Annotated in this window: 24 protein-coding genes and 1 pseudogene; 14 read left to right on the top strand and 11 right to left on the bottom strand. The window is 69.5% G+C overall.

Annotated features, from left to right (window positions below; all coding sequences use genetic code 11):
- The first annotated feature begins 88 nt into the window (after positions 1 to 88).
- From ACWGJM_RS35860 to ACWGJM_RS35850, 3 genes are all read left to right on the top strand, one after another.
- Positions 89 to 1096, top strand: coding sequence for an NADP-dependent oxidoreductase (locus ACWGJM_RS35860; RefSeq protein WP_453415945.1), 1008 nt, complete (start codon positions 89 to 91; stop codon positions 1094 to 1096).
- Positions 1093 to 1854, top strand: coding sequence for an SDR family NAD(P)-dependent oxidoreductase (locus ACWGJM_RS35855; protein ID WP_453415944.1), 762 nt, complete (start codon positions 1093 to 1095; stop codon positions 1852 to 1854). Before ACWGJM_RS35860 ends, ACWGJM_RS35855 begins: the two co-directional genes overlap by 4 nt.
- Positions 1855 to 2179: 325 nt before the next feature.
- Complete coding sequence (locus ACWGJM_RS35850) at positions 2180 to 2497, top strand: hypothetical protein (RefSeq protein ID WP_453415943.1); 318 nt, start codon at positions 2180 to 2182, stop codon at positions 2495 to 2497.
- Between the two features lie 57 nt (positions 2498 to 2554).
- On the opposite strand, the gene ACWGJM_RS35845 is transcribed toward ACWGJM_RS35850, so the two are convergent.
- On the bottom strand, positions 2555 to 2989 hold the full coding sequence (locus ACWGJM_RS35845) for an ASCH domain-containing protein (RefSeq protein WP_453415942.1): 435 nt from the start codon (positions 2987 to 2989) through the stop codon (positions 2555 to 2557).
- Between the two features lie 78 nt (positions 2990 to 3067).
- Positions 3068 to 4282 carry an erythromycin esterase family protein gene (locus ACWGJM_RS35840; RefSeq protein ID WP_453415941.1) on the bottom strand — a complete coding sequence of 405 codons (1215 nt, stop codon included), beginning with the start codon at positions 4280 to 4282 and terminating at the stop codon, positions 3068 to 3070.
- A gap of 58 nt (positions 4283 to 4340) precedes the next feature.
- Here ACWGJM_RS35840 and ACWGJM_RS35835 point away from each other — a divergent pair, with 58 nt between their 5' ends.
- Entirely contained in the window at positions 4341 to 5093 is a 753-nt protein-coding gene (locus ACWGJM_RS35835) for a TioE family transcriptional regulator (RefSeq protein ID WP_453415940.1), read from the top strand.
- 139 nt (positions 5094 to 5232) lie between these two features.
- On the opposite strand, the pseudogene ACWGJM_RS35830 reads toward ACWGJM_RS35835, so the two are convergent.
- Positions 5233 to 5770 (bottom strand): annotated as a pseudogene (locus ACWGJM_RS35830) (transposase family protein); the annotation flags it as partial.
- Between the two features lie 253 nt (positions 5771 to 6023).
- A complete protein-coding gene (locus ACWGJM_RS35825; protein ID WP_453415939.1) occupies positions 6024 to 6767 on the bottom strand; it encodes an SDR family oxidoreductase in 744 nt (247 codons plus the stop codon).
- A 158-nt stretch (positions 6768 to 6925) separates the two neighbouring features.
- Between ACWGJM_RS35825 and ACWGJM_RS35820 the strand changes: the two genes are divergently transcribed.
- Positions 6926 to 7870 (top strand): LysR family transcriptional regulator, encoded by a 945-nt coding sequence (locus ACWGJM_RS35820; RefSeq protein WP_453415938.1) that lies wholly within the window; start codon positions 6926 to 6928, stop codon positions 7868 to 7870.
- A 218-nt stretch (positions 7871 to 8088) separates the two neighbouring features.
- On the opposite strand, the gene rox is transcribed toward ACWGJM_RS35820, so the two are convergent.
- Entirely contained in the window at positions 8089 to 9633 is a 1545-nt protein-coding gene (gene rox / locus ACWGJM_RS35815; protein ID WP_453415937.1) for a rifampin monooxygenase, read from the bottom strand.
- 435 nt (positions 9634 to 10068) lie between these two features.
- Positions 10069 to 10224 (bottom strand): hypothetical protein, encoded by a 156-nt coding sequence (locus ACWGJM_RS35810; protein WP_453415936.1) that lies wholly within the window; start codon positions 10222 to 10224, stop codon positions 10069 to 10071.
- A 10-nt stretch (positions 10225 to 10234) separates the two neighbouring features.
- Between ACWGJM_RS35810 and ACWGJM_RS35805 the strand changes: the two genes are divergently transcribed.
- From ACWGJM_RS35805 to ACWGJM_RS35790, 4 genes are all read left to right on the top strand, one after another.
- A protein-coding gene (locus tag ACWGJM_RS35805) for an IS5 family transposase (RefSeq protein WP_453415935.1) occupies positions 10235 to 11109 on the top strand; the annotation gives its coding sequence in 2 pieces (ribosomal slippage) (positions 10235 to 10624 and positions 10627 to 11109; 873 coding nt in all).
- 213 nt (positions 11110 to 11322) lie between these two features.
- Entirely contained in the window at positions 11323 to 11850 is a 528-nt protein-coding gene (locus ACWGJM_RS35800; protein WP_453415934.1) for a DinB family protein, read from the top strand.
- Positions 11851 to 12132: 282 nt separating this feature from the next.
- The gene (locus tag ACWGJM_RS35795) at positions 12133 to 13050 is read left to right on the top strand and encodes an NADP-dependent oxidoreductase (protein ID WP_453415933.1); all 918 of its coding nucleotides are present in this window, start codon (positions 12133 to 12135) and stop codon (positions 13048 to 13050) included.
- A gap of 458 nt (positions 13051 to 13508) precedes the next feature.
- Complete coding sequence (locus ACWGJM_RS35790; RefSeq protein ID WP_453415932.1) at positions 13509 to 14723, top strand: alpha/beta hydrolase family protein; 1215 nt, start codon at positions 13509 to 13511, stop codon at positions 14721 to 14723.
- A 53-nt stretch (positions 14724 to 14776) separates the two neighbouring features.
- On the opposite strand, the gene ACWGJM_RS35785 is transcribed toward ACWGJM_RS35790, so the two are convergent.
- Complete coding sequence (locus tag ACWGJM_RS35785) at positions 14777 to 15619, bottom strand: helix-turn-helix transcriptional regulator (protein WP_453415993.1); 843 nt, start codon at positions 15617 to 15619, stop codon at positions 14777 to 14779.
- A gap of 214 nt (positions 15620 to 15833) precedes the next feature.
- On the opposite strand from ACWGJM_RS35785, the gene ACWGJM_RS35780 reads away from it, so the two are divergent.
- On the top strand, positions 15834 to 16571 hold the full coding sequence (locus ACWGJM_RS35780; RefSeq protein ID WP_453415931.1) for an SDR family oxidoreductase: 738 nt from the start codon (positions 15834 to 15836) through the stop codon (positions 16569 to 16571).
- Positions 16572 to 17296: 725 nt separating this feature from the next.
- On the opposite strand, the gene ACWGJM_RS35775 is transcribed toward ACWGJM_RS35780, so the two are convergent.
- The gene (locus ACWGJM_RS35775; protein ID WP_453415930.1) at positions 17297 to 18220 is read right to left on the bottom strand and encodes an LLM class F420-dependent oxidoreductase; all 924 of its coding nucleotides are present in this window, start codon (positions 18218 to 18220) and stop codon (positions 17297 to 17299) included.
- Between the two features lie 259 nt (positions 18221 to 18479).
- Here ACWGJM_RS35775 and ACWGJM_RS35770 point away from each other — a divergent pair, with 259 nt between their 5' ends.
- The 3 genes from ACWGJM_RS35770 (at position 18480) to ACWGJM_RS35760 (ending at position 21597) form a co-directional block, all read left to right on the top strand.
- Positions 18480 to 19142 carry a response regulator gene (locus tag ACWGJM_RS35770; RefSeq protein WP_453415929.1) on the top strand — a complete coding sequence of 221 codons (663 nt, stop codon included), beginning with the start codon at positions 18480 to 18482 and terminating at the stop codon, positions 19140 to 19142.
- A gap of 110 nt (positions 19143 to 19252) precedes the next feature.
- Positions 19253 to 19894 (top strand): GOLPH3/VPS74 family protein, encoded by a 642-nt coding sequence (locus ACWGJM_RS35765; RefSeq protein WP_453415992.1) that lies wholly within the window; start codon positions 19253 to 19255, stop codon positions 19892 to 19894.
- 44 nt (positions 19895 to 19938) lie between these two features.
- The gene (locus ACWGJM_RS35760; protein WP_453415928.1) at positions 19939 to 21597 is read left to right on the top strand and encodes a carboxylesterase/lipase family protein; all 1659 of its coding nucleotides are present in this window, start codon (positions 19939 to 19941) and stop codon (positions 21595 to 21597) included.
- Between the two features lie 238 nt (positions 21598 to 21835).
- On the opposite strand, the gene ACWGJM_RS35755 is transcribed toward ACWGJM_RS35760, so the two are convergent.
- Complete coding sequence (locus ACWGJM_RS35755; protein ID WP_453415927.1) at positions 21836 to 22366, bottom strand: HAD family hydrolase; 531 nt, start codon at positions 22364 to 22366, stop codon at positions 21836 to 21838.
- 57 nt (positions 22367 to 22423) lie between these two features.
- On the opposite strand from ACWGJM_RS35755, the gene ACWGJM_RS35750 reads away from it, so the two are divergent.
- The gene (locus tag ACWGJM_RS35750; RefSeq protein ID WP_453415926.1) at positions 22424 to 23404 is read left to right on the top strand and encodes a threonine ammonia-lyase; all 981 of its coding nucleotides are present in this window, start codon (positions 22424 to 22426) and stop codon (positions 23402 to 23404) included.
- 172 nt (positions 23405 to 23576) lie between these two features.
- Here the strand turns inward: ACWGJM_RS35750 and ACWGJM_RS35745 are convergent, their stop codons facing one another.
- Positions 23577 to 24812: a GNAT family N-acetyltransferase gene (locus ACWGJM_RS35745; protein ID WP_453415925.1), complete on the bottom strand. Its 1236-nt coding sequence runs from the start codon at positions 24810 to 24812 to the stop codon at positions 23577 to 23579.
- Between the two features lie 229 nt (positions 24813 to 25041).
- A complete protein-coding gene (locus tag ACWGJM_RS35740) occupies positions 25042 to 25575 on the bottom strand; it encodes a MarR family winged helix-turn-helix transcriptional regulator (RefSeq protein ID WP_453415924.1) in 534 nt (177 codons plus the stop codon).
- Positions 25576 to 25581: the final 6 nt, after the last annotated feature.

The raw sequence follows: 25581 nt of genomic DNA, 5'->3' as shown, positions 1-25581 counted from the left end.
GTGTTGGGCACGTGTGGTGAAGATCACGCCCACAGACGTACCTACTGGTCGGTATGGTCACCGTGAGCCGCGAACGACAGGAGGCGCGATGTCCGCGACCAACCGCCAGATCCGTCTGGGAGCCCGACCTGTGGGCGAAGTGAAGCCCGATGACTGGCAGCACAGCTCCGAACCTCTCGCGGAACCGGGCCCCGGCCGATTCGCCGGCCGGACGCGCGTCATCTCCCTGGACCCGGCCATGCGGGGCTGGCTCGACGACCGCCCCTCCTACCTGCCGCCGGTGGGCATCGGCGAGGTGATGCGCGCCGGATCGGTCATCGAGGTCACCGCCTCCAACCACCCCGACTTCCAGCCCGGTGATCACGTGGTCGGCACGTTCGGTGTCCAGGAGTACGTGGTGTCCGACGGCCGGGGCGCCATGAAGATCGACACCTCGCTCGCCCCGCCCTCGACGTATCTGGGAGCCCTGGGCATGCCGGGCATGACCGCCTACTTCGGTCTGCTGGACGTCGGCGCGCTGAAGGACGGCGAGACCGTCGTCGTGTCGGGAGCGGCGGGCGCGGTCGGCACCATCGCGGGTCAGATCGCCAAGGCCAAGGGCTGCCGGGTCGTGGGCATCGCCGGCGGACCGGAGAAGTGCGCTTTGCTCACCGACGAACTGGGATTCGACGCGGCCATCGACTACCGGGCCGACGACGTCAAGAAGGCGCTGCGCGAGCACGCCCCGGACGGTATCGACGTCTACTTCGACAACGTCGGCGGAGACATCCTCGACACCGCCCTGACCCGGCTGGCGATGCACGCGCGCGTCGTGATCTGCGGTGCGATCAGCCAGTACAACAACGCCACACCGGTCAAGGGCCCCTCCAACTACCTTTCGCTGCTGGTGCGCCGCGCCCGCATGGAGGGTTTCGTCGTCTTCGACTACGCCAAGCGCTACGCGGAGGCCGCGCAGGAGATCTCCGCCTGGATCGGCGCCGGCCGTATCAAGGTCAAGGAACACGTTGTGCGGGGGACCGTGGACGACTTCCCCGAGACGTTCCAGATGCTGTTCCGCGGCGAGAACGTCGGCAAGCTCGTGCTGGAGCTGGCGTGACCGCCGGCGCGCTCGAGGGCAAGGTGGCGATCGTCACCGGCGGTGCCAGTGGACTGGGCCGGGCCATGGCGCTGGCGCTGGCAGAGGCGGGGGCGCGCGTGGTCGTCGCCGACCTCGACGCGCGGGGCGGCCGGGAGGTGGCCGACATGGTCGACGGCGACTTCCGCGCCTGTGACGTCTCCGACCTCGACGCCAACCGCACGCTGGTGGAGTTCACGCAGGATCGGTACGGCGGCGTCGACATCGCGTTGCTCAACGCGGGCGTGGCGACCGGATGCGGCGTAGGCGATGACTTCGACCCGGCGCGTTACCGCCGGGCGATGGGCGCCAACCTCGACGGTGTGGTCTTCGGAACCCACGCCGTGCTGCCGGCGCTGAGGGCCCGCGGCGGAGGATCGATCGTGGCGACCGCGTCCCTGGCGGGCCTGGCGGCCGTACCGCTCGACCCCCTGTACGCGGCCAACAAGCACGCGGTCGTGGGACTCGCACGCTCCCTGGGGCCGGCTCTCGCGCCGGAGAACGTGCGCTTCAACGCGGTCTGCCCGGGGTTCGCCGAGTCGCGGATCATCGACCCGCTGCGCGACATGCTCTCCGAGCAGGGACTGCCGGTCATCCCGGCGCAGGCAGTCGCGGACGCCGTACTGCGGATCGTCACCGGTGGCGGCACGGGGGAGTGCTGGTTCGTCCAACCCGGCCGCGAACCCGAGCCGTTCCGGTTCCGCACCGTGCCCGGACCGGTCGAGCCCGTCGGCGTCTGACACGGCTCCGTGGGGCGGCCTCAGGTAGCACCTGACCCGCCCCACGTTGCAGTGAGCACGGCGCATTTTCGGGCCGATACGTGTGCCGGCCAGGGACGCTGTGTCGTAACTTGAGGGCCGGGCCACAGAAGTACGGGGAGATGTCGTCATGAGCTGTCCGAACACCTGGCGCACGGCTGCGGCTTGCGCCGCGGTAGCCGCATCCGCTCTGCTCCTCGCATCCTGCAGCCATGATTCCGACACCCACAGCGCCGACCGGGCCACGCCCACTTCGCAGTCCACCGCCCGCTCTCAAGGGCCGAGTTCGCCGCCCGAGAAGGTGCTGGTGAAACAGGCGGCAGCCGTCGTGGCCGGCGTTCCCGGCGGTACGTTCCTGGAGAGCGGATCGGAGCGTACCGGGGACGGCATCCACACACGACCGGTGCTCCGCAAGGGCAAGACGTACCGGCTGGTCCTGACGTGCGTCGGGCAGGGCACTGCACGCCTGACCATCGCCCCCGCCGCGTCGGGTTCCGACGCGGCGGTCCCCTGCGACCAGTCCGCAGTCCAGCAACGCATCAAGGGCGACGGGGAAATCCGGATCGATGTCGCCGGCACCAAGGGCGCCAGGGGTGTCCTCGCCTGGCAGATCAACACCCTCTAGCAAGACGGCCCCAGGCAGCCGCTGGTCGGCGAGCACAGCCCAGGTCCGACGCGGGGGTCACGCACGACCCGGGGCGGCGTCGGGCGCGACCACTCGGAAACGTTCGGCAACGACGAGAGTGTCATCATCAACGACTGCGGTACGACCCAGGAACTCGCTCACACCGTCGCTCCGGAAGAAGTCCTCGTGGGCTGCCCGCCATTGTGCGACGTCGGCGTAGCCGCGTCCCTCGGACCGTGCGAAGTCGTCGTCGATCTCCTTCATGGGAACGACGCGTACGTCGACGAGCTCGATCGTGACGGCCGGACGGCCTTCGGAATCAAGCACTGAGAACCGCTGACCGGCCACCGGTACTGCCTCGCCGGCGTGCTCGTAGCTCTCCAGGAGGCCCGTGAGCGCGGTCTTCTCACCGCTCAGGATCGCCGCCACACCACGGTCACGTTCCGGACCGGGAAAGGCGAGTTCAAGGGTCGGAAGATCGTCATGTCCCATCGAGTGAGCCTACGAAGCCCGGTCGCGATGAACAAAGGGCGCCACCCCGCTCGCTCGCGGCTCCTGAACCAAGCACTCTCACAACACGCCCTGGTTTTGCGGGACATCCTTGACGAACAAGATCCCATCGCTTCCGGCCAGGTGCGCCGGGTCAAGTGGGGAGTAGCCGAAGTAGGGGGACACGCGGGGGGCGAGCCGTGTGTTTCCGACGGCGTTGGCCAGCCGGGAGGCGTCGATGACGTAGCGGTCCTCCGGGAGCGCGTACAGGAGGCCTTCGAGGGTGTCCGGTGGCGGGGTGTCCACTCCCTGGTGCCGGATCGTGCCGAGGACCGTGGCGAGGAAGGCGTACCCCTCGCCCAGGTGGGCGCTCACGAGCGCGCCGGCGCTCCACCACTCCAGCGGCAGGCCACCCATCCGCATCGTGCTCCTGTCCCGCTGGAGATGCCCGTTGTGGGCGTGCACCAGCGCCGGGCCCCGCTCGGCGATGGCGAGCAGATTGGCGGCCATCATCGAAGCCCGCAGCCCCAGCAACCGCGCCATGCGGCTCGGTGACGTGTCGGCCATCCAGTAGTGGTAGCGCAGCAGTCCGGTTGCGGTGCGCCCGCACAGGCGCGCCCGGTCCCACTCGTCCCGCGATGTCGCCGTGATCAGGTGCGGGGTCTGCTCGTCGAACAGCGCCACCAGATCGTCGGCGAGCAGCCGCAGCTCCCTGGCCTCGGCCGACTGCCCCACGGACCGGGCCGGATCCATCATCGCGGCGGGCTCGGTCCACCCGTCGTCGGCACCGAGCAGACGGTCGAGCGTTTCCGCGGTGCACGGGAGCAGGTCCGCGTCCACGCGGGCCGAGAGGTAGCGGTGGAGTGCGGTGAGTGCCTGCCGGGGGCTCGCGGCTCCGGTGATCTCCAGCGGGCCGTCGAAACCGGCGAAGCGGAGCCGCTCGGACGCGGGCCGGCCGTCGTTGTAGGCGCGCATCCAGCGCACGAGTTCACGGTTGGCCGCGGAGGTGCCCCAGCCGTGGCTGAATCCGTGCTCCATGACCTCGTCGAGGGTGCCCGTGCCCGAGGTGACGTGATCGTCCACGACCCGGCCCATCATGCAGTCACTCTCGATCGCGATCGTCCGGTACCCCTCCTGCTCGACGAGCTGCCCGAAAAGTTCGTTGCGCAGTTCGAGCAGAGTGTCCTCGCCGTGGGTGGGCTCGCCCAGAGCGAGCATCCGCGGCCGGACCGGGAGCACCCTCATGACGGCGGCCGCCTCGACGGCATGCGTGATGTCCTTGATGCCAGTTGCCATGCCTTCAACGCTATCGTTGAACCTTCGGTTGAAACTTTCCCCCGAAGCTGGCAGGACGATGGGACGAAACCCTCAAAGCGGTGATCGGCTCCGGCCGGTTGATCTGGCGCGCGGGCACGGTCTGTCCACGCAGGCCATCAGGAACTACGAGGAGGCCGGCATCCTTCCAGCCGCCGGTCGCACACCCCACGGCTACCGCACCTATACCTCGCTGCACGCGGGAGCCCTGCGCGCGTTCCTCGCCCTGGTGCCCGGCCACGGCCACCAGACGGCTACGTCGATCATGCGGGCGGTGAACGAGGACGCGACCGAGGAGGCTTTCCGCCTCATCGACGAGAGCCACGCCCAACTCCTCGACGACCGCCGGACCCTCCAGGCCGTGGAGAGCGCCCTGCGTGACCTGGAGCTCACCACGGCGGCGTCCGAACCCGGTGTGGGTTCCGAGCCGGCCGGGGTGCCCGGGCCCGGTGGCACGTTCGTCGGCCAGCTGGCAGGGAGACTCGGCATCCGGCCCGCGACTCTGCGCAAATGGGAGCGCGCCGGGCTCGTGCGCCCGCGCCGCGACCCACGGACCGGATACCGCGTCTACGACGAGGCCGACGTACGGGACGCCCGGCTGGCCCACCAACTCAGGCGGGGCGGCTACCTGCTGGAGCAGATCGCCCCGCTGATCGCCCAGGTGCGGGCGGCAGGCGGGCTGGAGCCACTGGAGGCCGCACTGTGCGACTGGCGCCGCCGACTGTCCGCCCGCGGTCGGGCGATGCTGGCCGGGGCCGCCGAGTTGGAGGCGTACCTCCGCAAGCGCGGATGAGACTTCGGCCGCGATCCACGCCGGCGGATGCGGAACAGACCGTCAAAGACGTGTTGCTACGCGGATCAGGTCGGCGACTGCGCGAAGTCGGCTCTGCGACGGCCAAGCGATCACCGTTGTCACGGAGCCCTTTCCAACCTCAGGTTGAGGCGTGGTGAAGGACGACGACGGCCTTCACGATGTCGGTGATCCGGTTGGTGCTGGCAGCGGAGCTTGCGTAGCAGGCGCCGGCCCTTCAGGACGGCCATGGCCTGCTCGCCGAGGCCCCGGATGTTGGCGTGGGTGCTGTTGTGCCGTTGCTTCCAGCGCTTGAGCCGGCGGCCCCGGAAAGGTACGCGGCCATGGCGGTCGGCCCCTTGGTACGCCTTGTCCGCCCAGCACTTCAGCCCGGCCGTTGCGAGCGCGTCGATGATGCCGTGTTCGCGCGCGGCGGTCAGGGCGTGGGTGGAGCCGGGCAGGGCCGCGGAAGCCCACAGCAGTCGGCCCAACGGATCCGTGATGACCTTGACGTTCATGCCGTGGCGCTTGTGTTTTCCGGAGTAGTACGGGGTGTCGGCGGCGATCCGGTCGATGGGCAGGAGGGTGCCGTCCAGGATCACGTACGCCTTCGTCCGGACGGTCGTCATTGCCTCGGTCAGGGTCTGCGCGTGGGCGGCCAGCACTTCGACGGCCTCAGACGCCGCCGTCGCGTGCCGATCTCCCGCCGGTGAGCGGCCGGTTGCCTCGTCAGGTGCTCTTGGTCGAGAACCCGTCTACCAGGAGCTCCGTCGTTCCGTACAACCCATGCCCACCAACACCCCGACGCCACAGCCAGGTTGGCAAGGGCTCACTGACTTGTGACTGGCAGGCCGTGATCCTCGCTCGTCCGGGAGAGATGACGCGGGCGGGAGCGCAGTGTGGGGCCGCTCCCGCCGGTGGCGAGGACTGCTGTCACAGTTGAGAACCGCCGCCGTCCACGGCGAGTTCGGCGCCGGTGGTGAAGGTGGCGTCGAAGGCGAGGAAGGCGACTGCCTTGGCGATCTCCTCGGGGGTGCCGACGCGCAACATGGGGATGTCCGCGGCCATCTGTGCCTTCGTCTGTTCCGCCGCTTCCAGGGGCATCGACTTCTCCAGGATCCCGGAGTCGATCGGGCCGGGGCTGACCGCGTTGACGCGGACCTTCCGCGGCAGCAGCTCGCGGGCCAGGCTGCGGGTCATCGAGCGCAGCGCCGCCTTGCTCGCCGCGTATGCGCTGAGCGCTGGAAGGCCCAGCACATTCACGACCGATGTGGTGAGCACCACGCCGCTGCCCTCGGCCAGCAGCGGGACGAGTTTCTGCACCGTGAAGTACGGGCCCTTGGCATTGATCGTCAGCAACTCGTCGAAGAGCTCCTCGCTCGTCGCCTCGAACGGTGCGAATCCGTTGACACCGGCGTTGGCGAACAGGGCATCGACCGTGCCGAAGTCGGCTTTCACGCGGTCGGCCAGCGCGTCGATGTCGGGCAACGACGACGCGTCGCTGCGTACCGCGCTCGCGTTGTCGCCGAGCTGGTCGCGGGCGGCATCCAGTGCGGCCTGATCACGCCCGGTGATGAGCACCCGTGCCCCTTCGCCCACGAGGAGCCGGGCGGTGGCCAGGCCCAACCCGCTGCTGCCTCCAGTGATCACGACGTTCTTGCCCTCGTACTTGCCCATGGTGGACATCCTCTGTTTCAGGAATCGGCTTGCGGATCATGTCCCTCCGGTGCGGTCTCGGAGGGATGACACCAAGTCAACTGCCGTCTGCGGCAAGGCGTCCAAGACCTGTTTCGCACCCCGTCATGCAGGATCGGTATCACGAGTAGGGTGTCTGCATGTCCGATGCGGTTCCGCCCCCTCCGGCGCTCGATACCGGCCTGGACCTCGACTTGAGGCTGGTGCGGTACTTCACGGTCGTCGCCGAGCATCTGCACTTCGCCCGGGCGGCGGCGGCACTGCACGTGGCCCAGCCCTCCCTGAGCCGTCAGATCAAGCGGCTGGAGGACGCCCTCGGCGTGCGCCTGCTGGAACGCACCACCCAGGGCAGCGCTCTCACCGCGGCAGGTGCGGCCTTCCTGCCCCAGGCGCAGGCACTCCTGCGCTCCGCCCAGCAGGCGGCGCGGGCCGCACGCGCCGCGGCGCCACCGCGCACGATCACCATCGGGTACGTCGAGGACCTCGTCATCACTCCCGCGGTGCGGGACCTGCGCCGCCGTCATCCCGACGCCCAGGTCCGCACCCGTCATCTGGACTGGAACGAAACCCGCGCCCTTCCCGACGGCCGGGTCGACGTGCTCGTCGCCCGCACGCCGCTTCCCATCCCGGAGGATGACCTGAGTGTGACCGTCCTCTACGACGAACCCCGGGTACTCCTCGTGCCCGCATCCCACCGCCTCGCCGACAAGGAGTCGGTCAGCCAGGACGACTTCGCCGACGAACCCCTGCTGGCCTGTGCCGGCATGGCCGCGGTCTGGAGCGGGTTCTGGCGGCTCGAACCCCGGTCAGACGGCAACCCGGCACCCCTCGGTCCGCTGCTCGTGGACGCCTTCGAGGACAAGCTCGAAGTCGTCGCGGACGGGCGCGCGGTCGCCGTCGTGCCTGCGTATGACCGGCGCTACACACTCCGGGACGACCTCGCCGCCATCACCGTCGACGACATCGAACCGTGTCAGGTGGTCGTCGCCAGCCGCGCAGGCGACAGCAGCCCGCTCGTAGCCCACTTCCGGGAATCCTCGCGCCGGTTCCTCGAACCCCGGCATGAGGAAATGAGACATTCCTGAGACGGCCGTCCAGCGACACGGCCCGAGAAGAGCGCCCTCGCCGCCGTCGGTCTGCTCGAAGAAGCCCTCCGACTCGCCCACCGCCTGCGTGGCTACGGCCGTGGTCAGCGCGGAATGCGGAAAGCGGTCCAGCAACGCCCCGGTGACGCTCCCCCCGGCCAGACACGCAATACCGAAAGCCACGAACAGGACGGGCCTTATCGGTTGCTCAGGCGAAATCAGTTGGCGGGCTTGCCGAACCAGCGGGAGAGGTGGTCGTACAGGTCCTGCTGATCGTCGCCGATCCAGGCGACGTGGCCGTCGGGGCGTAGCAGGACGCACGGGACATCCAGTACCGCAGTGGGATCCGCGAGGTAATCGACCCGGTCTGACCAGCCGCCGACGGTCAGGCGTTCGGTGCGGTCCAGCAGCAGGCCGCGGCCGCGGTGCAGCAGACCGTAGAGGTGGCCCTGTTTCACGTCGATGTCGCGCAGGCGGCGGCCGAGCAGGTCGGGGCCTTCGCCGAAGTCGTAGCGGATGCCGATCGCGGTGATCTTCTCGATCAGATAGCGGTTCACCTCGTCGAAGTCCATCAGTTCGGTGAGCAGCCTGCGCACGGCCCGCGTGCCCGGCTCGGTGGACAACAGTTCCATCTGGGCGCGGGTGTTGTCCAGCACGTCCACGGCGACCGGATGCCGTTCGGCCTGGTAGGTGTCCAGCAGTGTTTCCGGCGCCCAGCCGCGGATCTGTGCGGCCAGTTTCCAGCCGAGGTTGAATGCGTCCTGAACGCCCAGGTTGAGGCCCTGTCCGCCGGTGGGTGGATGGATGTGTGCCGCATCACCGGCCAGCAGCACTCGCCCGACCCGATAATGTTCGGCTAGCCGGGTGGCATCCCCGAAGCGGGACAACCAGCGCGGGGAGTGCACGCCGAAATCGGTTCCGGCGATGGCGCGCAGCTGTTGTTTGAAATCCTCGAGGGTGGGCGGTTCCGCGCGATCGCCGACTCCCGCGACGGGGACTACGACGCGATAGACCCCTTCGCCGAAGGGCCTGAGACTGAATCGCTTATCGGTCTCGTGGATTTCGGTCACCTTGGCGGTGATCTCCTCCTGCGGCACACCCACTTCCATCTCGCCCATCAGCGTCTCGCTCCGCGAGGGCTCGCCGGGGAAGCCGACGCCGAGCAGTTTGCGCACCGTACTGCGCCCGCCGTCACAGCCGACGAGATAGCGCGAACGCAGCTGTTCGCCGTCGGCCAGCTCGACGGTCACACCCTCGTCGTCCTGCTCGAAATCGGCCACCGCACAACCGCGCCGAACCTGCGCACCCAGTTCGATCGCATGTTCCTCGAGCAGGTGGACGATGACCGGCTGTGGGATGCCCAGTAGATAGGCGTGCGCGGAATCCAGGCCCTCGGGGGCGGGTTTGGCGATGGCGGCGAAGAATCCGCCGGCCGGACGCTGTCTTCCGTGTTCGAGAATGCGATCCAGCAGTCCGCGCATTGCCATCAGCTCGATACTGCGAACATGCAGACCGACTATGCGGACGAACGACACGGGCTCGGTTTCCTTCTCCAGAACGAGTACCCGCACATCGTGCAGCCGCAGTTCGGCGGCCAGCATCGCGCCAGTCGGCCCGCACCCGGCAATGATCACGTCGAACATGAGGGGTGCGCGATCGGCGGCGAAGGCCGACGACCGGAGTCCGGGGACGTCGCCCACGGTGAAGTCGTGCTCGATCGTATCGTTCGACGACGGCTCGGCGGTGAATTGCGGAGAGTGCATAGGTGTTGCCTTTCGGGAGCGCCTTGTTGGCGAGGGGCTCCCGGCGACACCTACGTCAATCGCCCGACCGTGACGGGAAGGGGGAGCACCCACATCGATACAGCGTTCATGGGTCTCACCTCCTCGGGCGGTGTCACGTCCACTGCAAGCTACAAGCCCGGGCATCAGCCCGTCCAATCCTTTCCCAGCCACGTGATCACGGCTCCGAACGGGCCCGTGAGGTTGCAGGGCGAATCCGGCGTGGCGGCCCAGCTGGTCACAGTCGACGGTCCGCCCCTGGCCGCCCCGAGGCGGACCGGATCTCGCAACTGTGGCATGGGTGCTGACAGTTGACGACACGACTTCAGGGGCGGTCACCCCCGGGCCTGGATCAAGAGGCGCTGCACATGCAAGCGTCGGCACAGAATCGCAGTCCGGTGGGATTGAACTGCGTGCCTATCCGCGGCCGGTGTCGCGCTCCCGGGCCTCGGCACGCAGCTGGTCGAGCACTGGCAGCAGCTTGACCAGGTCGATGTCATTGGCGTCATGGGTGGCGCGAAGAGCCAGCGACGTGCCTAGGGTGCGTTTCAGAAGTGGATCTTGATATGTCAAGATCCACTTCGTGGGAAGGCACGATCTGACGAATGCACAGTGGGCGAAGCTGGAGCCGCTGCTCCCGCTTGGGAAGAAGCCTGGACGGCCGCCGGTGCACACCAAGCGGCAGCTCATAGACGGCATACGCTGGCGTACCCGGGCCGGTGCTCCCTGGCGGGACGTGCCCGAACGGTACGGCCCGTGGGAGACGGTCTACGGTCTGTTCCGGCGTTGGCAGCGGGACGGCACCTGGCACCGTATCTTCGAGCAACTGCAGGCCCGGGCCGATGCCGAGGGGCTGATCACCTGGGACGTCTCGGTGGACTCGACCATCGCCCGCGCTCACCAGCATGCGGCGGGTGCCCGCAAAAAGGGGATCTGCAGGTCGAGCCGCCAGGTGGTGTCTTCACCGAGCCCGATGACCACGGACTCGGACGCTCCCGGGGCGGGCTGACGACCAAGCTCCACCTGGCGGTCGAGCAGGCCCAGAAGCCGATGGCGCTGGTGATCACGGCCGGGCAGCGCGGTGACTCCCCGCAGTTCCAGGTGGTCCTGGAGCGTATCCGGGTGCCCCGGCTCGGGCCGGGCCGCCCGCGCACCCGGCCGGACAAGGTTCGCGCCGACAAGGCGTACGGCTCCCGCGCGAACCGCGCCTACCTGCGCAAACGCGGTATCCGCTGCACCATCCCGGAGAAGCGCGACCAGATCGCCAACCGCAAGAAACGCGGCTCCCACGGTGGCCGGCCGCCGAAGTTCGACACGGCTGACTACAAAGAGCGCCACGCGGTGGAGTGCGGCATCAATCGCCTCAAGCGCCACCGCGCGGTCGCCACCAGATACGACAAGCTCGCCGTCCGCCACGAGGCGACCGTGCTGGTCGCAGCCATCAACGAGTGGCTGTGACCAGCACTTTCGAAACGCACCCTAGTTCTGCACCCTTGAGCCGAGCCGTCAGGAACTGCCCGGCCCTGTCCAGCGTGGCGGCCGCTCCGGCGAGGACGGCCACGAATCTGTGCCGGAGCCGAGCTTTGATGTCGCTGACTCGCCCGGGGAGGTGCGTGTTCGTCGCCGGCGAAGACGGTCGTGGGCCACGGCCGCTGCTGGCAGGGTGTGTTCATGAATACGACACCGGATGGGCGTCCTGTCCCGCCCGCGCATGCTGACGAGCGCGCCATGCTGGAAGCATGGCTGGATTTTCACCGTGCGACTCTCGTCCTGAAGTGTTCGGGCTTGAAAGATGATCAATTACGGCTTGCTGCGGCGTCACCGTCGACGATGACACTGCTCGGTCTCGTCCAGCACATGGCTGAGGTGGAGCGCAACTGGTTCCAGCGTGTATTCGCCGGTCGTGACGTGCCCCCGGTCTTCGGGGAGAGCAATGGCGACGGCTTTGCCCTTCAGCCGGACCGAGGACTCGACGAGGCGATGGCTGCCTGGCAAGCGGAGGTCGCTCGGGGCGGTGAGTTGATCGCTGACGCATCGCTGGACGACGTCGGCCGCCTGTCCGAGCAGGAAGCGGGTTACGTCGGCGACCAGGGAGTCTCCCTGCGCTGGATCATGGTGCACATGATCGAGGAATACGCACGTCACAACGGTCATGCCGACCTCATCCGCGAGCGGGTCGACGGAGCCACAGGGGCTTGAAACGTGCTTGCTGTCGGCGGCCACTGCGAATTCCCCGCGTAGGGCCGTCGATGCCGTCACTCTCCGACGACGCGCCGCGTGCCCCGGTTGCAAGGTGAAGGTCGGGCCGCAGGTGCATCGTCGGCGAAGCCGACGTCGGCGCGGACGTCATCGCTGTCGACGGCGCGCATGGGAATACGACTCCGTTCCTGAGCCGTTGAATGCGCCGGCACGGTCGATGTGTGGCCATCCGGGTGTGGCGGTCCAAGGCTTGTCCGAGCGAGGAAGCGCGGTGATCACGCAATGAAGGCGGTGCGGTTCCATGAGTACGGCGGGATCGATGTGCTGCGGGTGGAGGAGGTGGAGCGGCCGTCGCCCGGCCCCGGGCAGGTGCTGGTCGAGGTCCGCGCGGCCGGGATCCAGCCCGGCGAGGTGATGATCCGCGAGGGCGCGCGGCACGATCGCTGGCCGGCGACGTTCCCCTCCGGGCAGGGCAGCGATCTGGCCGGTGTGGTGGTGGAGGTGGGCCCGCAGGTGCGCGGTGTCGCGGTGGGCGATGAGGTCCTGGGCTTCACCCATGACAGAGCGAGCCACGCGGAGTTCGTCGTGGTCGACGACGTGAACGTGGTCTTTCGTCCGGCGGGGCTGTCCTGGGACGTGGCCGGGTCGTTGTACGTGGCCGGCACGACCGCGTACGCCACCGTGTTCGCGGTGGACCCCGGACCGGCCGACACGGTCGTGGTTTCCGGTGCGGCGGGCGGCGTCGGGTCGCTTGCCGTGCAGCTCGCGCGGAGGCGCGGCGCCACGGTGATCGGGCTGGCGAGCCGGCGGAACCACGCCTGGCTGAAGGATCGCGGTGCCGTCCCGGTCGAGTACGGGGAAGACGCGGCCGAGTGGATCCGGCAGGCCGCCGGCGGGAACGTCGACGCGTTCATCGACACGTTCGGCGACGGCTACGTGGAGCTGGCAGTGGAGCTGGGCGTGCGGCCCGAGCGGATCAACACGATCCGCGATTGGCAGGGCGCGGCCAAGGTCGGTGCGCGGACCTACGGAGAAGGCTCGGCGGCGTGCGCGGTCGTGCTCGGCGAGCTCGCCAGGCTTGCCGTGCGCGGGGAGCTTGAGGTGCCGATCGCCCGCACCTACCCGCTGGAGCAGGTGCGGGACGCGTTCCGCGAGCTGGAACGACGGCACACCCACGGCAAGATCGTGCTCCGGCCGTAGCCTCGGCTGCCCGGGGCAAGAGTGGAGCAGGCACCGGGGGGTGTCCTGGGCCTTGGCGAGCGCTCCCACTCCTCCTCCAGGACTTCGGCCACGCAGCCGACCGGCTGATGCTGATCATCGACCGCCTGAGCGCCGGCGGCGCCGTCTCCGGCCGAGAAGGCGCCACACCCGCAGGTGCGGCGTTCGCCGAGGAAGTGATCCGGCACGCTGTGGCCCCCCCGCTCGTAAGTGTTTCGGCAGTCACAACCGACGGCTCGCCCTCCGGAGAGCCATCGGTTCTGACTCACTCAGGTCCTCGCCGCGATCCTTTACGCCGCGACCACAGGCTGCACTTGACGGCAGCTCCAGCCAGTCCTCTGAAGCTCAACCCACAGATGTAGACCCGTGGTTCCATGCGCGACGCGTCATGCATTCGCCAGTCGGATGTGCTCGGGTGCACCGCATGAAAGCGTTCCGTCATGGACATGGACATGCGCATGAACAGCGGCGGCCGTAACGGGCTGACGCGCCGTCACCTGCTGGGAGTCGCACTGGCGACCGGCGCCGCCGTGCCGCTCGGCGTCGCCCGCCCCGCGTGGGCCGCTCGTCCCGCTCCGGGCCCGCCTCGGCTCATCTTGCCCGAGCCGACCGGGCCGTACCCGGTGGGCACGGTGTCGCTGCATCTTGTGGACGCCTCACGTCCGGATCCCGCGGCCGGCCCGGGCCGACACCGCGAGCTGATGGCCAGTGTCTGGTATCCCGGCCGCGACGTCCGGCGGTACCCGCGGGCACCCTGGATGCCCGCCGCGCCGCTGCGGTCGCTGCTGACGTCCGCGGGGTTCGCGGCCGACGCCGTGCTCGCACCACTCACGGCCGGCCACGAGGGCGCCCCGGTGCGGCGAACGGGGGGACGGCTGCCCGTCGTCGTGTTCTCGCACGGCGCGCACGACCACCGCTCCGACGCCACCGTCGTAGTGCAGGAGCTGGCCAGCCACGGCTACGTCGTGGTCACGGTGGACCACACTGACGACGCGTTCAGCGAGTTCCCCGACGGCCGGGTCGTCGTCCCGCTGCACGACCCGCAACAGGCGCTGGGACCGGCTGACTTCGCCAAGGACGTCCGGTTCGTCGTCGACCGTATCGAGGACCTCGACGCCGGGCGCAATCCCGACGCCGAACACCGCCCGCTGCCGGCGGGTCTGTGCGGCGCCCTCGACCTGCACCGCATCGGCGTGTTCGGCTGGTCGAAGGGCGGCACGGCGACCGCCCTCGTCATGATCGAGGACCAGCGCGTCCGGGCCGGACTGAGCTTCGACGGGCCCATGGAACCGACGATCACCGCCGATCTGGACCGGCCGTTCATGATGATGACCGCCGTGTTCACCCGGGCCGAGGAGCCGAGCGTCGCCGAGTTCTGGTCGCATCTACGGGGATGGCGGCTCAACGTTCAGGCCGACGGCGCGGTCCACTCGTCGTACTGCGACAACCAGGTGCTCATACCGCAGCTGGCGACGGCGATCGGGATGAGCGACGAGGAGCTTCGGGGCTGGATCGGAACGCTCGATCCGGCCCGGGCGCTGAGGATCCAGCAGGCGTACCCGCTCGCGTTCTTCGACCTGCATCTGCGGCACCGCCCGCAGAACCTTCTCGACGGCCCGTCCGCAGCCTTCCCGGAGGTGAAAATCATCCCCTGACGCCAGGGCTGAAGCGTTCTCAGATAGCGAGATGAAGGTGGGCCCCTCACGCGTCACCTGCCGTGAGGCGGCCCCGTTTCGGTCATCGCTTCGCCTTCGTCGGGCGGTTCACTGCTGTCGAAATAGATCACCAGCGTCTGCTCGGGCTGTTCGGCCAGGTGAAAAGCGGTGTACACATAATCGACCGCTCCCCGTTGCGGGTGCCGTAGCCGTTTCCGACCGCTGTGCCGGGCCTGCACCTCGTACTGGGGCCACCAGTCCCGCACTTCCGGGCTGCCCTCGTTCAGTTCCTCGATCAGGCGGGTGTACCTCGGGTCGCCGGAATGGCGTGCGGCCAGCGTCCGCAGCCGGGCGAGCAGGCCGCGTGCCTCGGGTTCCCAGTCGACCAGAACCTCCCGGGCCGTCGGTTCGAGAAACACCCAGCGGACGAAGTTGGCCGGCCGGTCCGCCTCGCTGAGGAGCCTCGGGAACAACTCGTCGGCCGCCTGATTGTGAGTCAGAACGTCGTAGTTTCCGTCGATGATGTACGCCGGGTTCGGCTGGAGCAGTCTGGGGACGGCTGCCACCTCGGCGGTGAGTGGCTCGCGTTCCTCGGCCTCGGCCGCAGGCGCGTGACCGGCAAGATGGAGGAGATGACCATGCTCGTGCCGGTCGAGCCGCAGCGCCGCGGCCAGTGCGTTCAGCACCTGTTCGGAGGCGCGGATCTCCCGCCCCTGCTCCAGGTACGTGTACCAGGTTGCGCTGATACCGGCCAGCAGTGCCAGTTCCTCTCGGCGAAGTCCCGGAGTCCGGCGGCGGCCGGTAGGGGGCAGGCCCACCTCGTCAGGGGTGAGGCGCTCTCTGCGGCTGCGCAGAAAAGCACTCAGCTGACGGCGTGAGTCCGGCTGCGTGGACACGATGGCATCCTCGATTCCAGAATAAACAAGGTCTGGATACCAGGCTAAGCCCCCCGCAGACTGGTGTGCGAGCACGGGCCGCGGCACTGCCGACGGCCTCACACGGTCACACCGGCACCCGGCCGTCCAGTGCGCAACAGCCTCCGGACGCTCCTCCAGGACCTGCTGCCGCTCGGCACCCGGGCCCGGTGCCGACGATGGAGAGGACGACTTCATGTCCGGAGTCAAGGGCAAAGTGGTGGCGATCACGGGAGCCAGCAGCGGCATCGGCGAGGCGACCGCGCTGCTGCTCGCCGAACGCGGCGCGCGGCTCGTCCTCGGCGCGCGCCGGTCCGAACGCCTCGCGGACCTGGTGGCCCGGATCGAGAAGGCGGGTGGCGCGGCCGTGCGGATCCGCACCGACGTGACCCGGCGGGACGACCTGAAGGCCCTGGTCGCGCTGGCCGGTGAGCGCTTCGGGCGGCTCGACGTACTCGTCAGCAATGCCGGAGTCGGCACGGTCTCGCCTCTCGACGATCTGCGCGTCGATGAGTGGGACCAGATGGTCGACGTCAACGTGAAGGGTGTGCTGCACGGGATCGGCGCCGCGCTGCCGGTCTTCCGGGCGCAGGGTACCGGCCACTTCATCACCACCGCTTCCACGGCGGCGTTTCGCATCGTGCCGACCATGGCGGTCTACGCCGGCACCAAGTTCGCGGTCCGGGCCATCTGCGAAGGGCTGCGTCAGGAAGCCGGCGACTCCCTGCGGGTGACCACCGTCTCACCCGGTGCAACTGCGACCGACTTCGCCGAGGCGTCAACCAACAGCCAGGTCAGAGCAGAGATCACGAAGATGAGGGACAACATCGCGATCCCGCCCGACGCGATCGCCCGTGCCATCGCTTTCGCCATCGAACAGCCTGCCGCTGTCGACGTGAACGAGATCGTCGTCCGGCCCACTGCCCAGAGCTGACCTGCCCGCCTTGGAGTACGGTCACCCGCACCCGCAGGACTGCTCCACGGTTCACATGGCAGCACGGGCCCGCCGCCCTGCAAGCTCGCTGTCGTGGCTCGCACGGGCCACCCCAAACGTCTCCACACTTGGACGTCTGCCAGCGCGGCTGGGCGGGGACGTGGTCGACGATGCGGTGGACGCTTGGCCGGCCCGCCGCGCCACCGGCCCGGTCGACGAGCCCGACCGGCTGCCGGCCGCGGCCCTCCACGACAGCCCGACCTTCATCGCCCAGCGCCAGGTCGCAGCCAAGAGCAACGAAACCCCCGCCTTCGTCCCCTGCCGGAGAACCTGGACCTGCGCGGCGTCGTTGTCACCGCCGACGCCATGCACACCCGGCGCGAGCACGCCCACCACATCGTCGCAACCAGCGGCCACTATCTGCTGGTGCTCAAGGTCCAGAAGAAGCTCCGCACACGGAACAGGTCACCTGCCACGCCGAGTACAAGTCGCCTGATCAAGGTCGGCCTGTCGCTCCACGCTCACTTCCCTGTCCACTTCGCGGACGACCCCACGCACCGAGAACTCCAGGATGAAGCCAGGGGCCACCGTCCGCGGTCACGGTCGACAGACAGACACATGCAACTTTGCCCAGCAGCAAGAGGACATCGCAGCGAAGCCGGCCGTCTTTCTGAGGGGCGGAAACACTCAGCCTTGCAGGACATCCGTCGGACCGACGGGCGCTCTCAGCCGGCCAGTTCGCCGAGGAGAGCCCAGGTGCGCCGGCGGTCCGCTTCTCCCGCGGTCTCGGTGCCCGAGAACACGACCTCGGTGGCGCCGGCGTCGCGATAACGCCGTACCTCGGCTTCGACCGCCTTCTCGTCGCCGATCACAGCCACGTCGGCGGCCCGGCGGCCGCCGGAGAGTTCGATGACCCGCGCGTAGGACGGGATCTGTTCATAGAACGCCAGGCTCTCGGTGGCCTTCGCCCGCACCGAATCCACGTCGTCCGTGACCACGCCGGGCACCAGGGCCACGATCCTGGGCGCGGGACGGCCTGCCGCCTCGGCCGCGGCGGTCACAGCGGGAACGATGTGTTCCGCCAGGGCGCGCGGTCCCGCCAGATAGGGCAGGATCCCGTCCGCCAGCTCACCGCTGACCCGCAGCGCCTGTGGCCCCATAGCGGCGACCAGCACGGGGACACCGCTCTCGGCGCCCGGTACGCGCGCGGGGATCGGCGTGGTCGCCGTGAGCAGCTCACCGTGAAAGGCGGCCGTGCCGGTCCGCGTCAACTGCCCCAGCGCGGTGAGGAATTCACGCAGGCGGGCGATGGGGCGTTCGAAGGGCAGGCCGAAGCCGGTCTCCGTCAGCAGTTTCGTGCCCAGGGCCAGACCGAGGTGGTAGCGGCCGTGCGTCGCGGCCTGGGCGGTCTGGGCCTGGCTGGAGACGAGGAGCGGATGGCGGCCGAAGACGGGGATCGCGGAGGTGCCCACATGCAGTCCGGGTACCTCTCGCCCGACGATCGCCGCGAGCTGGGGCGAATCCGCGCCGAAGGTCTGGCCGAACCAAGCCGACCGCAGACCGGCAGCCGCGGCCTCCTGGGCCAGCCGCACGGTGGCGTCGACCTGATTCTGTGCGTCGGACGCGTTGAGCGCTACTCCAACAGTCATGCCAGTCAGAACGGGCGTCGACCGAACCCGCATTCCGATCCGCGTGTGACAGCTTCTTGTCAGTCATGTGTACAAGAGCCGTACCTCCCTCCGCTCTCCAGTGCTGCCGGATGCCGACCTCCTGGAGGCCGGCCCGAGTGCTCAGCTGTTTGCCCTACAGTCCGTGGCAGACGCAGACCTGCCTGACGCGGAGCACGTCATCATGGAGGGAGAGGGACGCCCGGCCGTTCCTGCGAACGCTGTTGATGGGATGCCGTTGATGACGATCCGGGTCGTGGTGGCCGACGACGAAGAACTGCTGCGCACCGGCTTCCGTCTGTTGATCGACTCCTGGGACGATCTGGCGGTGGTGGGTGAGGCGGGTGACGGACGGCAGGCGGTGCAGTTGATCGGCCGCACGCGGCCGGACGTGGTGCTGATGGACGTCCGGATGCCCGGCATGGACGGGATCGAGGCCACCCGGCAGATCGTGGCCTCCGGCAGTGCGGCCCGGGTGCTGGTTCTGACCACGTTCGACGAGGACGAGCACGTGCTGGCGGCGCTGCGGGCGGGCGCCAGCGGTTTCCTGCTCAAGGAGATGGAGTCGGCCGAGCTCGTGGCGGCGATCCGGGCCGCGGTGCGCGGGGACACGCTGCTCGCGCCAAGCCTGACCCGCCGCCTGTTGGAGCGGTTCCTGCGCACCGCGCCGGACGGGCGCACGACGCCGCCCGCGTTGACCAGCCTGTCCGCCCGCGAGATCGAGGTGCTCACCCTGATCGGCCAGGCGCTGTCCAACGCGGAGATCGCCCGTCGGCTGTCCCTGTCCGAGGCCACGGTCAAGCGGCATGTCGCCGCGGTGCTGCGCAAGTTGGGGCTGCGGGATCGCGTCCAGGCGGTGGTCGCCGCCTACGACCACGGTCTCGTTCGGCCGCGCGGTTCGTGACCCTCCTCCTTGAGGAGGAGGCGTCGCGCGGGTGATCCTCGTGGCCCATCCCGAAGTGCGCCCCCAGGCCGATCACGGGCGGGCGTGGGCGCCGTAGCGTCGCAAGCGTGATGAATGCCCTGCCCTACCGGATGTACCTGGTGGCCTACGACGAGGCGGCGCGCGGCCCCTACGACCGCGCCCGGACCGGATTTCTCGTCCGCATCGCCGCGCTCGTCGACCTCACCCTGCGTGGCAACCTGATCGAACGCGAAGGTGAGGTGCGGATGACCGCGCCCGGCCCGGTGGGCGATCCGGTCCTGGATCGTGTGCTGGACGAGGTGGCCGCGTCCACGCACAGCTGGAAGCACCTGGCACGGCGGCACAGGACGCAGACCCTGCACGGCGTGGAGGACCAGCTCGCGGCACGCGGACAGCTCACCGTCGAGCGGGGCCGGATCCCGGTCCTGTCCGGGCGGCATACGACCGTGCCCGACCCGGACGCCGTACGGGCGCTGCACGCGCACGTGACCGCGATCCTGTGCGCCGCCACTTCGGCACACGCGGTCGCCCTGGAGGACGCCGCCCTGGTGGCACTGGCCGCGGCCGGCCGGATCGGCCGGGTGGTGTCCGGACAGGACCGGCGCCGGCACCGGGCGCGGATCGATGACCTGACCGGCCGGCTCGGTGAGCTCGCGCCGGGCCTGGAGACAACAGTGCGCGGCCTGCGCACCACCATGATCGCCGCGCGGGGAGGCATGGGCGGCAGCTGACCCGCCACGCCGAGCACCCGACCCGAGCAGGAAGGCGTACACCGATGAAACCAGGGCGAGCAGGGCGATGGACGACGGCGCTGGTGTGCGCCGTGCTGGCCTTCACCGCAGTGCCGGCCCGGGCGGAGACACCCGAGGTTCGGCGGGCCGTCGTACCCGCCGCACCCGTCGTGCACGCCCGGGCCGGTGCCATGCGCGGCACCGCGGGGGAGGGTTACCGCACGTTCGACGGCATCCCGTATGCCGCACCCCCGGTCGGCTCCCTGCGCTGGACGCCACCGCACCCCGCGCCGCCATGGAGGGGGGTTCGGGACGCCACCCGGCCCGCCAGCCCCTGCCCGCAGCCGGCCGGCGAGGTACCCGGCGGCAGCACCGCCGAGGACTGTCTCTACCTGAACGTGACCACCCCCGACACCGCCCGCCCCGACCGTCCCAGGCCCGTGATCGTGTGGGTGCACGGCGGCGGCTTCACCACCGGCGCGGGCAGCTCCTACGACGCCCACCGCCTCGCCACGCGTGGCGATGTCGTCGTGGTCACCCTCAACTACCGCCTCGGCACCCTCGGCTTCCTTGCCCACAGCGGCCTGCCGGGCTCCGGCACCTTCGGACTCGCCGACCAGCAGGCGGCGCTGCGCTGGGTGCGGGCGAACATCGGCGCGTTCGGTGGCGACCGGCACAATCTCACCCTGGCCGGCGAGTCCGCGGGCGGCTTCAGCGTATGCGCCCAGCTCGCGTCCCCAACCGCCGCCGGTCTGTTCGACCGTGCCATCATCGAGAGCGGACCGTGCACCGGCAGCGCCGACCGTCCCTTCGCCCCGTCCGCCATCTCCCTCAAGGCGGCGGACGCCACCGGGGCGAAGCTGGCGAAGGCGGTGGGCTGCGGCGCTGCCCGGCACGTTGTGGCCTGTCTGCGGCGGGTGAGCGCCGCCCGGCTGCTCGCCGTCCAGGACACCGCACAGCAGCCCGCCTACACCACCGGCCTCCTGCCTCGCGACCCGAACACCGCGCTCGCCCGAGGCGCCGTGCACCGTGTGCCCGTCCTCATCGGCTCCAACCACGACGAGGGCAACGGCTGGGCCGCCGCCGTCATCCAGGCCGGCACCCGCATCACCCCCGCCAACTGGCCCCAGACGGTGGCCGACTTCCTCCCCGACCCCGCACAGGCCCCCACCGTCGCCCGTACCTACCCGGTCACCGAAACGAACGGCGGACCGGTCCTCGGCGGGGTCATCGGAGACTCCAACTACGCCTGCCCCACCCTTCAAACCGCTACGCTCCTCGCGGCCCATGTCCTGGTTTGGCGCTACGAGTTCGCCGACGAACACGCCCCGCCGCTCACCTCTGCCCCCACCCCGTTCCCGCTGGGCGCCCCGCACGCCAGCGAACTGACCTACCTCTTCGACCTCGGCGGCCGTCCCCGCACCATGACCCCCGCCCAGCACCGCCTGGCCGACACCATGATCGACTACTGGAGCGGTTTCGCCCGTACCGGCAACCCCAACACCCCGAACACTCCCACCTGGCCGACTGGCTCCGTGCAATCCCTGGTCCCCGACCACACCGGCCCCACGAACACGACCGCCGCCGCCCACCACTGCACCCTGTGGAACGCTCTGCCCGGCTCACACCAGCTCGTGACCAGCAATGGTCGCGTCCTGGGGCAGGGTGCTCGTCAACTCACCGGGTCGATCGGATTGCTGTGAGTTCTGAACGGGTGCGGCCACTCAGTTCTCCTCGCGCGGGCCGTCATCGAACCGTGCCAGATCATCGGCGCCCACGGGCCGGCGCTCGGTGAGCCGAGTCAAATGCGCTTCGGGAGCGTCGAGTTGGCGGGCCCCCGATCTGGGATGCCCAGCGGTTGCGCACCCCGTCGAAGAGCGCTCCGCCGATCGTCATCATTTCGCGGCCGCGGGGTGTCACCTGCACCGCCTTCGGCGTGCGTCATTCGAGTCGGCTTCCCGGACCGCGTATCCGATCACTGCGCTGACCCGGCGATGTCGAGGAGCTGATGGTGGAGTCCGGGCCGGGAGAACAACGCGGCTTCCGTATCATGAGCTGGCTGTCGGCCATGCCGTTGCTGACGATGCCCACCCTCCAGCCCGACGCCCGCAGCTGCGACAGGCCATAAAGGACCTGCGGGTCGCACCGGACGAGGTCCGGCATCCGGGCGCGGAATGCGGCCCACAGCTCTGCACCTGCCTCCGCCGGCCCGAAATGCTGCCGCACGTCGCGAAAGAACCTTTCGCGAGGCCCGGCCCCCCGCTCGTCCGCGGCGATCAGCCAACGTGCTGCCTCGTTTCCGAGTCCGTGCTCGTCGGCGAACTCTGTCGCCCACACAGAAAATGCAAGCTGCCGGTCGGCCAGGGTGTCGTCCAGGTCAAACAGCGCCGACCGCTGCACAGACACCCAACTGCTACGGCCTGCCCGGTCCGGCCCCGCCCGCTCGCGGGGATTCGCGTAATCATCGCGCAAGAAAGGCACAGTAAGGCCCCGAGTGGAACAGCGCCGGCGGCGATACGCTGCTGTGTCATGCAGGAGACGCGCCTCGACACTGCTCGGATCCGGGCGGCTCGCCAGGTGATCGACCCGGTTTTTCTTGACACTCCGCTGTACCGCTGCGAGGCGCTGGAGCCAGCTCTCGGGTGCACGGTGAGCATCAAACTCGAAACGGCGAACCCGGTCCGCAGCTTCAAGGCTCGCGGCACCGAGGTAGTCGCGAGCCTGCTCGCCGACAATGGCTCGCCTGCCGTGGTGTGCGCCAGCGCGGGCAACCTTGGCCAAGCCCTCGCCTGGTCCGGTCGGGGCCGGGGGCTCGACGTCATCGTCGTGGCATCCCGCTTCGCGACTGCTGCCAAGCTTGATCGCATCCGCGCGCTGGACGCCAGGTTGGAACTGGTGGACGGCGACCACGAGACGGCTCGTGAACGGGCCGCGGCCATCGCGCGGTACGACGGCATCCGGCTGCTCGAAGACAGCCTGGACATCGAGACCTGTGAGGGCGCGGCGACCATCGGCCTGGAACTGGTGGACACCGTGCCGTCGTTCGACACCGTCCTGATTGCTCTGGGCGGTGGAGCGCTGGCCACCGGCGTGGGTCATGTAGTGAAGGCCTGGGCGCCCGAAGTCGAAGTGATCTGTGTCCAGCCGCTGGGCGCACCGGCGATGACACACTCGTGGCGTGGGCGGCGCGTCGTCACCACCGACTCGACCGACACCATCGCTGACGGCGTCGCCGGCCGGTGCCCCGTCCCGGCCGTCCTGGACGACCTTCTCCTGGTCGCTGACGACGCCGTCCTGGTCAAGGAGGCGTCGATCACCGCCGGTATGCGGATACTCCTCGAACACGCCGGCCTCGTCGTCGAACCGTCGGCCGCGCTCGGTATCGCGGCGATCCTCGAAGACCGTGACCGCTTCGCCGGCCGACACGTGGTCACCATCGTGTGTGGCAGCAACGTCGACGTAGACGCCTATCACCGCTGGGTCGGTACGACTCTCATCCACAGGTCTTGATTCCGGACACGGTCCCGGCTCCACTGGGCGAAGCGCCGGTACACGGTCTGCCGGCACGGCCCGAACACCAGCGGTAGACCCTCAACGAGACCCTCCACATCAAGCCCGACGCGCCGGCCGGCCAAAGAAAGCGGCGCCTGACGAGACCTGTGCCGCGTCAGGGAGCGCGCGGTCAGAACCAGTGCAGGCAGTGCGGGGAGCGCTCGGCGCGGAAGAGGGCGTCAGCGAGGGCGGCCGCGCCCGGGCGGTGGGCCCGGATGTGTCCGGCACGCACGAGCGTGCTCGGGGCGGTGCCGCCGAGGTAGACCGAGCCCAGGTCGCTCACGTCCAGGGACAGGTCGGGCTCCCGGTCCGTCGGCACGCAGTCGGCCTTGCTGTCCCGGACGGTCAGCAGGTAGCGGCCGTGCTCGCCGAGGAACGGGTCGTCGACGTCGAGGACGAGCTCGCCGTCCATGAACCAGCCGCGCGCGGTCAGCGCACGCGGGACATCCAGCAGCCGCACCCAGAGCCAGTCGGTGTCGCCGCTCACCTGGCCGGCGCGGAAGTCCGCGAACTGCCAGCGCAGGGGGTGCTGGGGCGGAAAGTGCTTGAACACGACCTGAGTGACGAGGTCGTGTCCGAGCACGAACCGGGCCAGGGCCGTGAATGCGGCGTCGTCGGTGGCGATGGTCTCGTCGACCGTCAAAGTTTCGGAATCGCCCAACGAATAGCTGGCATACCCGTCCGGTACGCCGTCGGCGTCACGGTGGACGGCGACGTAGCGCGGCGCCGAAGAGACCGGCGACTGCCCCGCGCCCAAGGTCCACCAGCGGTGCGGCCGGGACAGCGCGCCGGGCTGTGCGCGGCGGTACCGGTCGTAGACCTCTTCCAGGATCTCGCCGCACTGGGCACGCCGCAGCAGCTCGACCGTGCCGGTGTCCGAGCCGGTGGCTGGGGCGTCGGCCGTTCCATACGCCCGGGGGAGGGCGAGGGCGGCCTGGTGGCGCGGCACCGTCAGCCGTTGCGTGTAGGTCGCCGGTCCGTAGCCGAACCTGCGGTAGATCAGGGCCTCGGAGGCCAGCAGTACGGAGAGGAACTCTCCTCGGGCCCGCAGCTCGGTGAGCTGATGCCGCATCATCGCGCTGAGGACGCCCTGGCGTCGGTGCGAGGGCAGGACGCCGACGGCGGTCACCCCGCTGGCCGGGACGAGGATCTCACCGGGCAGGGTGAGCTCGAAGGAGTACGCACCGGCGGTGCCGACGGGCCGCCCGTCCGCCGTCATGGCGAGCAGGTTGCGGTCCATTTCGAGCGCCGACCACCAGACTCCCCCGCCGCCCTCGGCCGGGGTTTCCGGGAAGCGTCCGAACGCGGCATGGAGTGTGTCGACGAATACGTCGAGATCCTGGTCGGTCGTGGGACGGATCTCCATTGCTGCCGCTGCCTCCCCGGGATGCCAGCACCACGACTCGTGGTCTCCCGCCACAATGCATCGTTGACCCGTGGCCAGGTCAAGCGAATTACGGCCCGGCCCGCGGCCAGTGACGCCCTCTGTGTGGCCCCGCCCAGCCGTGATGGTCACCGCCCAGCCGCCCACAGCTCAGAGCCCGGGTGGGTGCATGAACATCCAGGGCGCTGGACACAGCCCGGATGGCGGCGGATCACTCGCTGCCGGAAGGGCGCGGATCCTCCATGCGGGAGAGCCAGGTGGTGAGCAGCGTTTCGAGTGCCTCGGCCTCGGTGGCCGTCAGCAGGTCCAGCAGCTGGCGTTCGTTGCGCATGTGGTCGGTGAACGCGCGGTCGATCAGTTCGCGTCCGGGTCGGGTGAGGGCGACGATCCGGCCACGCTGGTCGTCGTCGGAACGGCGGCGGGTGACGAGTCCGGCTTGTTCCAGGCGGTCGATTCTCTTCGTCATCGCACCGGTGGTGACCATGGTGTGCACGGCGAGCTCGCCGGGTGCCCGTTCGTAGGGTTCACCGGCGCGGCGCAGTGCGCACAGGACATCGAACTCTCCCTCGCTGAGACCGTAGCGGCCGTAGACCAGGCAGAGCTTCTCGGTGAGCCGGCCGGCCAGGCGGTGCAGTCGGCCGATCACTCCTTGCGGAGTGATGTCGACGTCAGGCCGTTCGCGGCGCCAGTCGGCCTGGATGCGGGCTACGTGGTCCATCGGTTGCGCGTCGTCCATGGACACCATGGTAGC

It is taken from the genome of Streptomyces sp. NPDC054834 (assembly GCF_053611185.1).
Note: the sequence above shows the minus strand (reverse complement) of the source record. Positions and strands in the feature narration are given on the sequence as shown.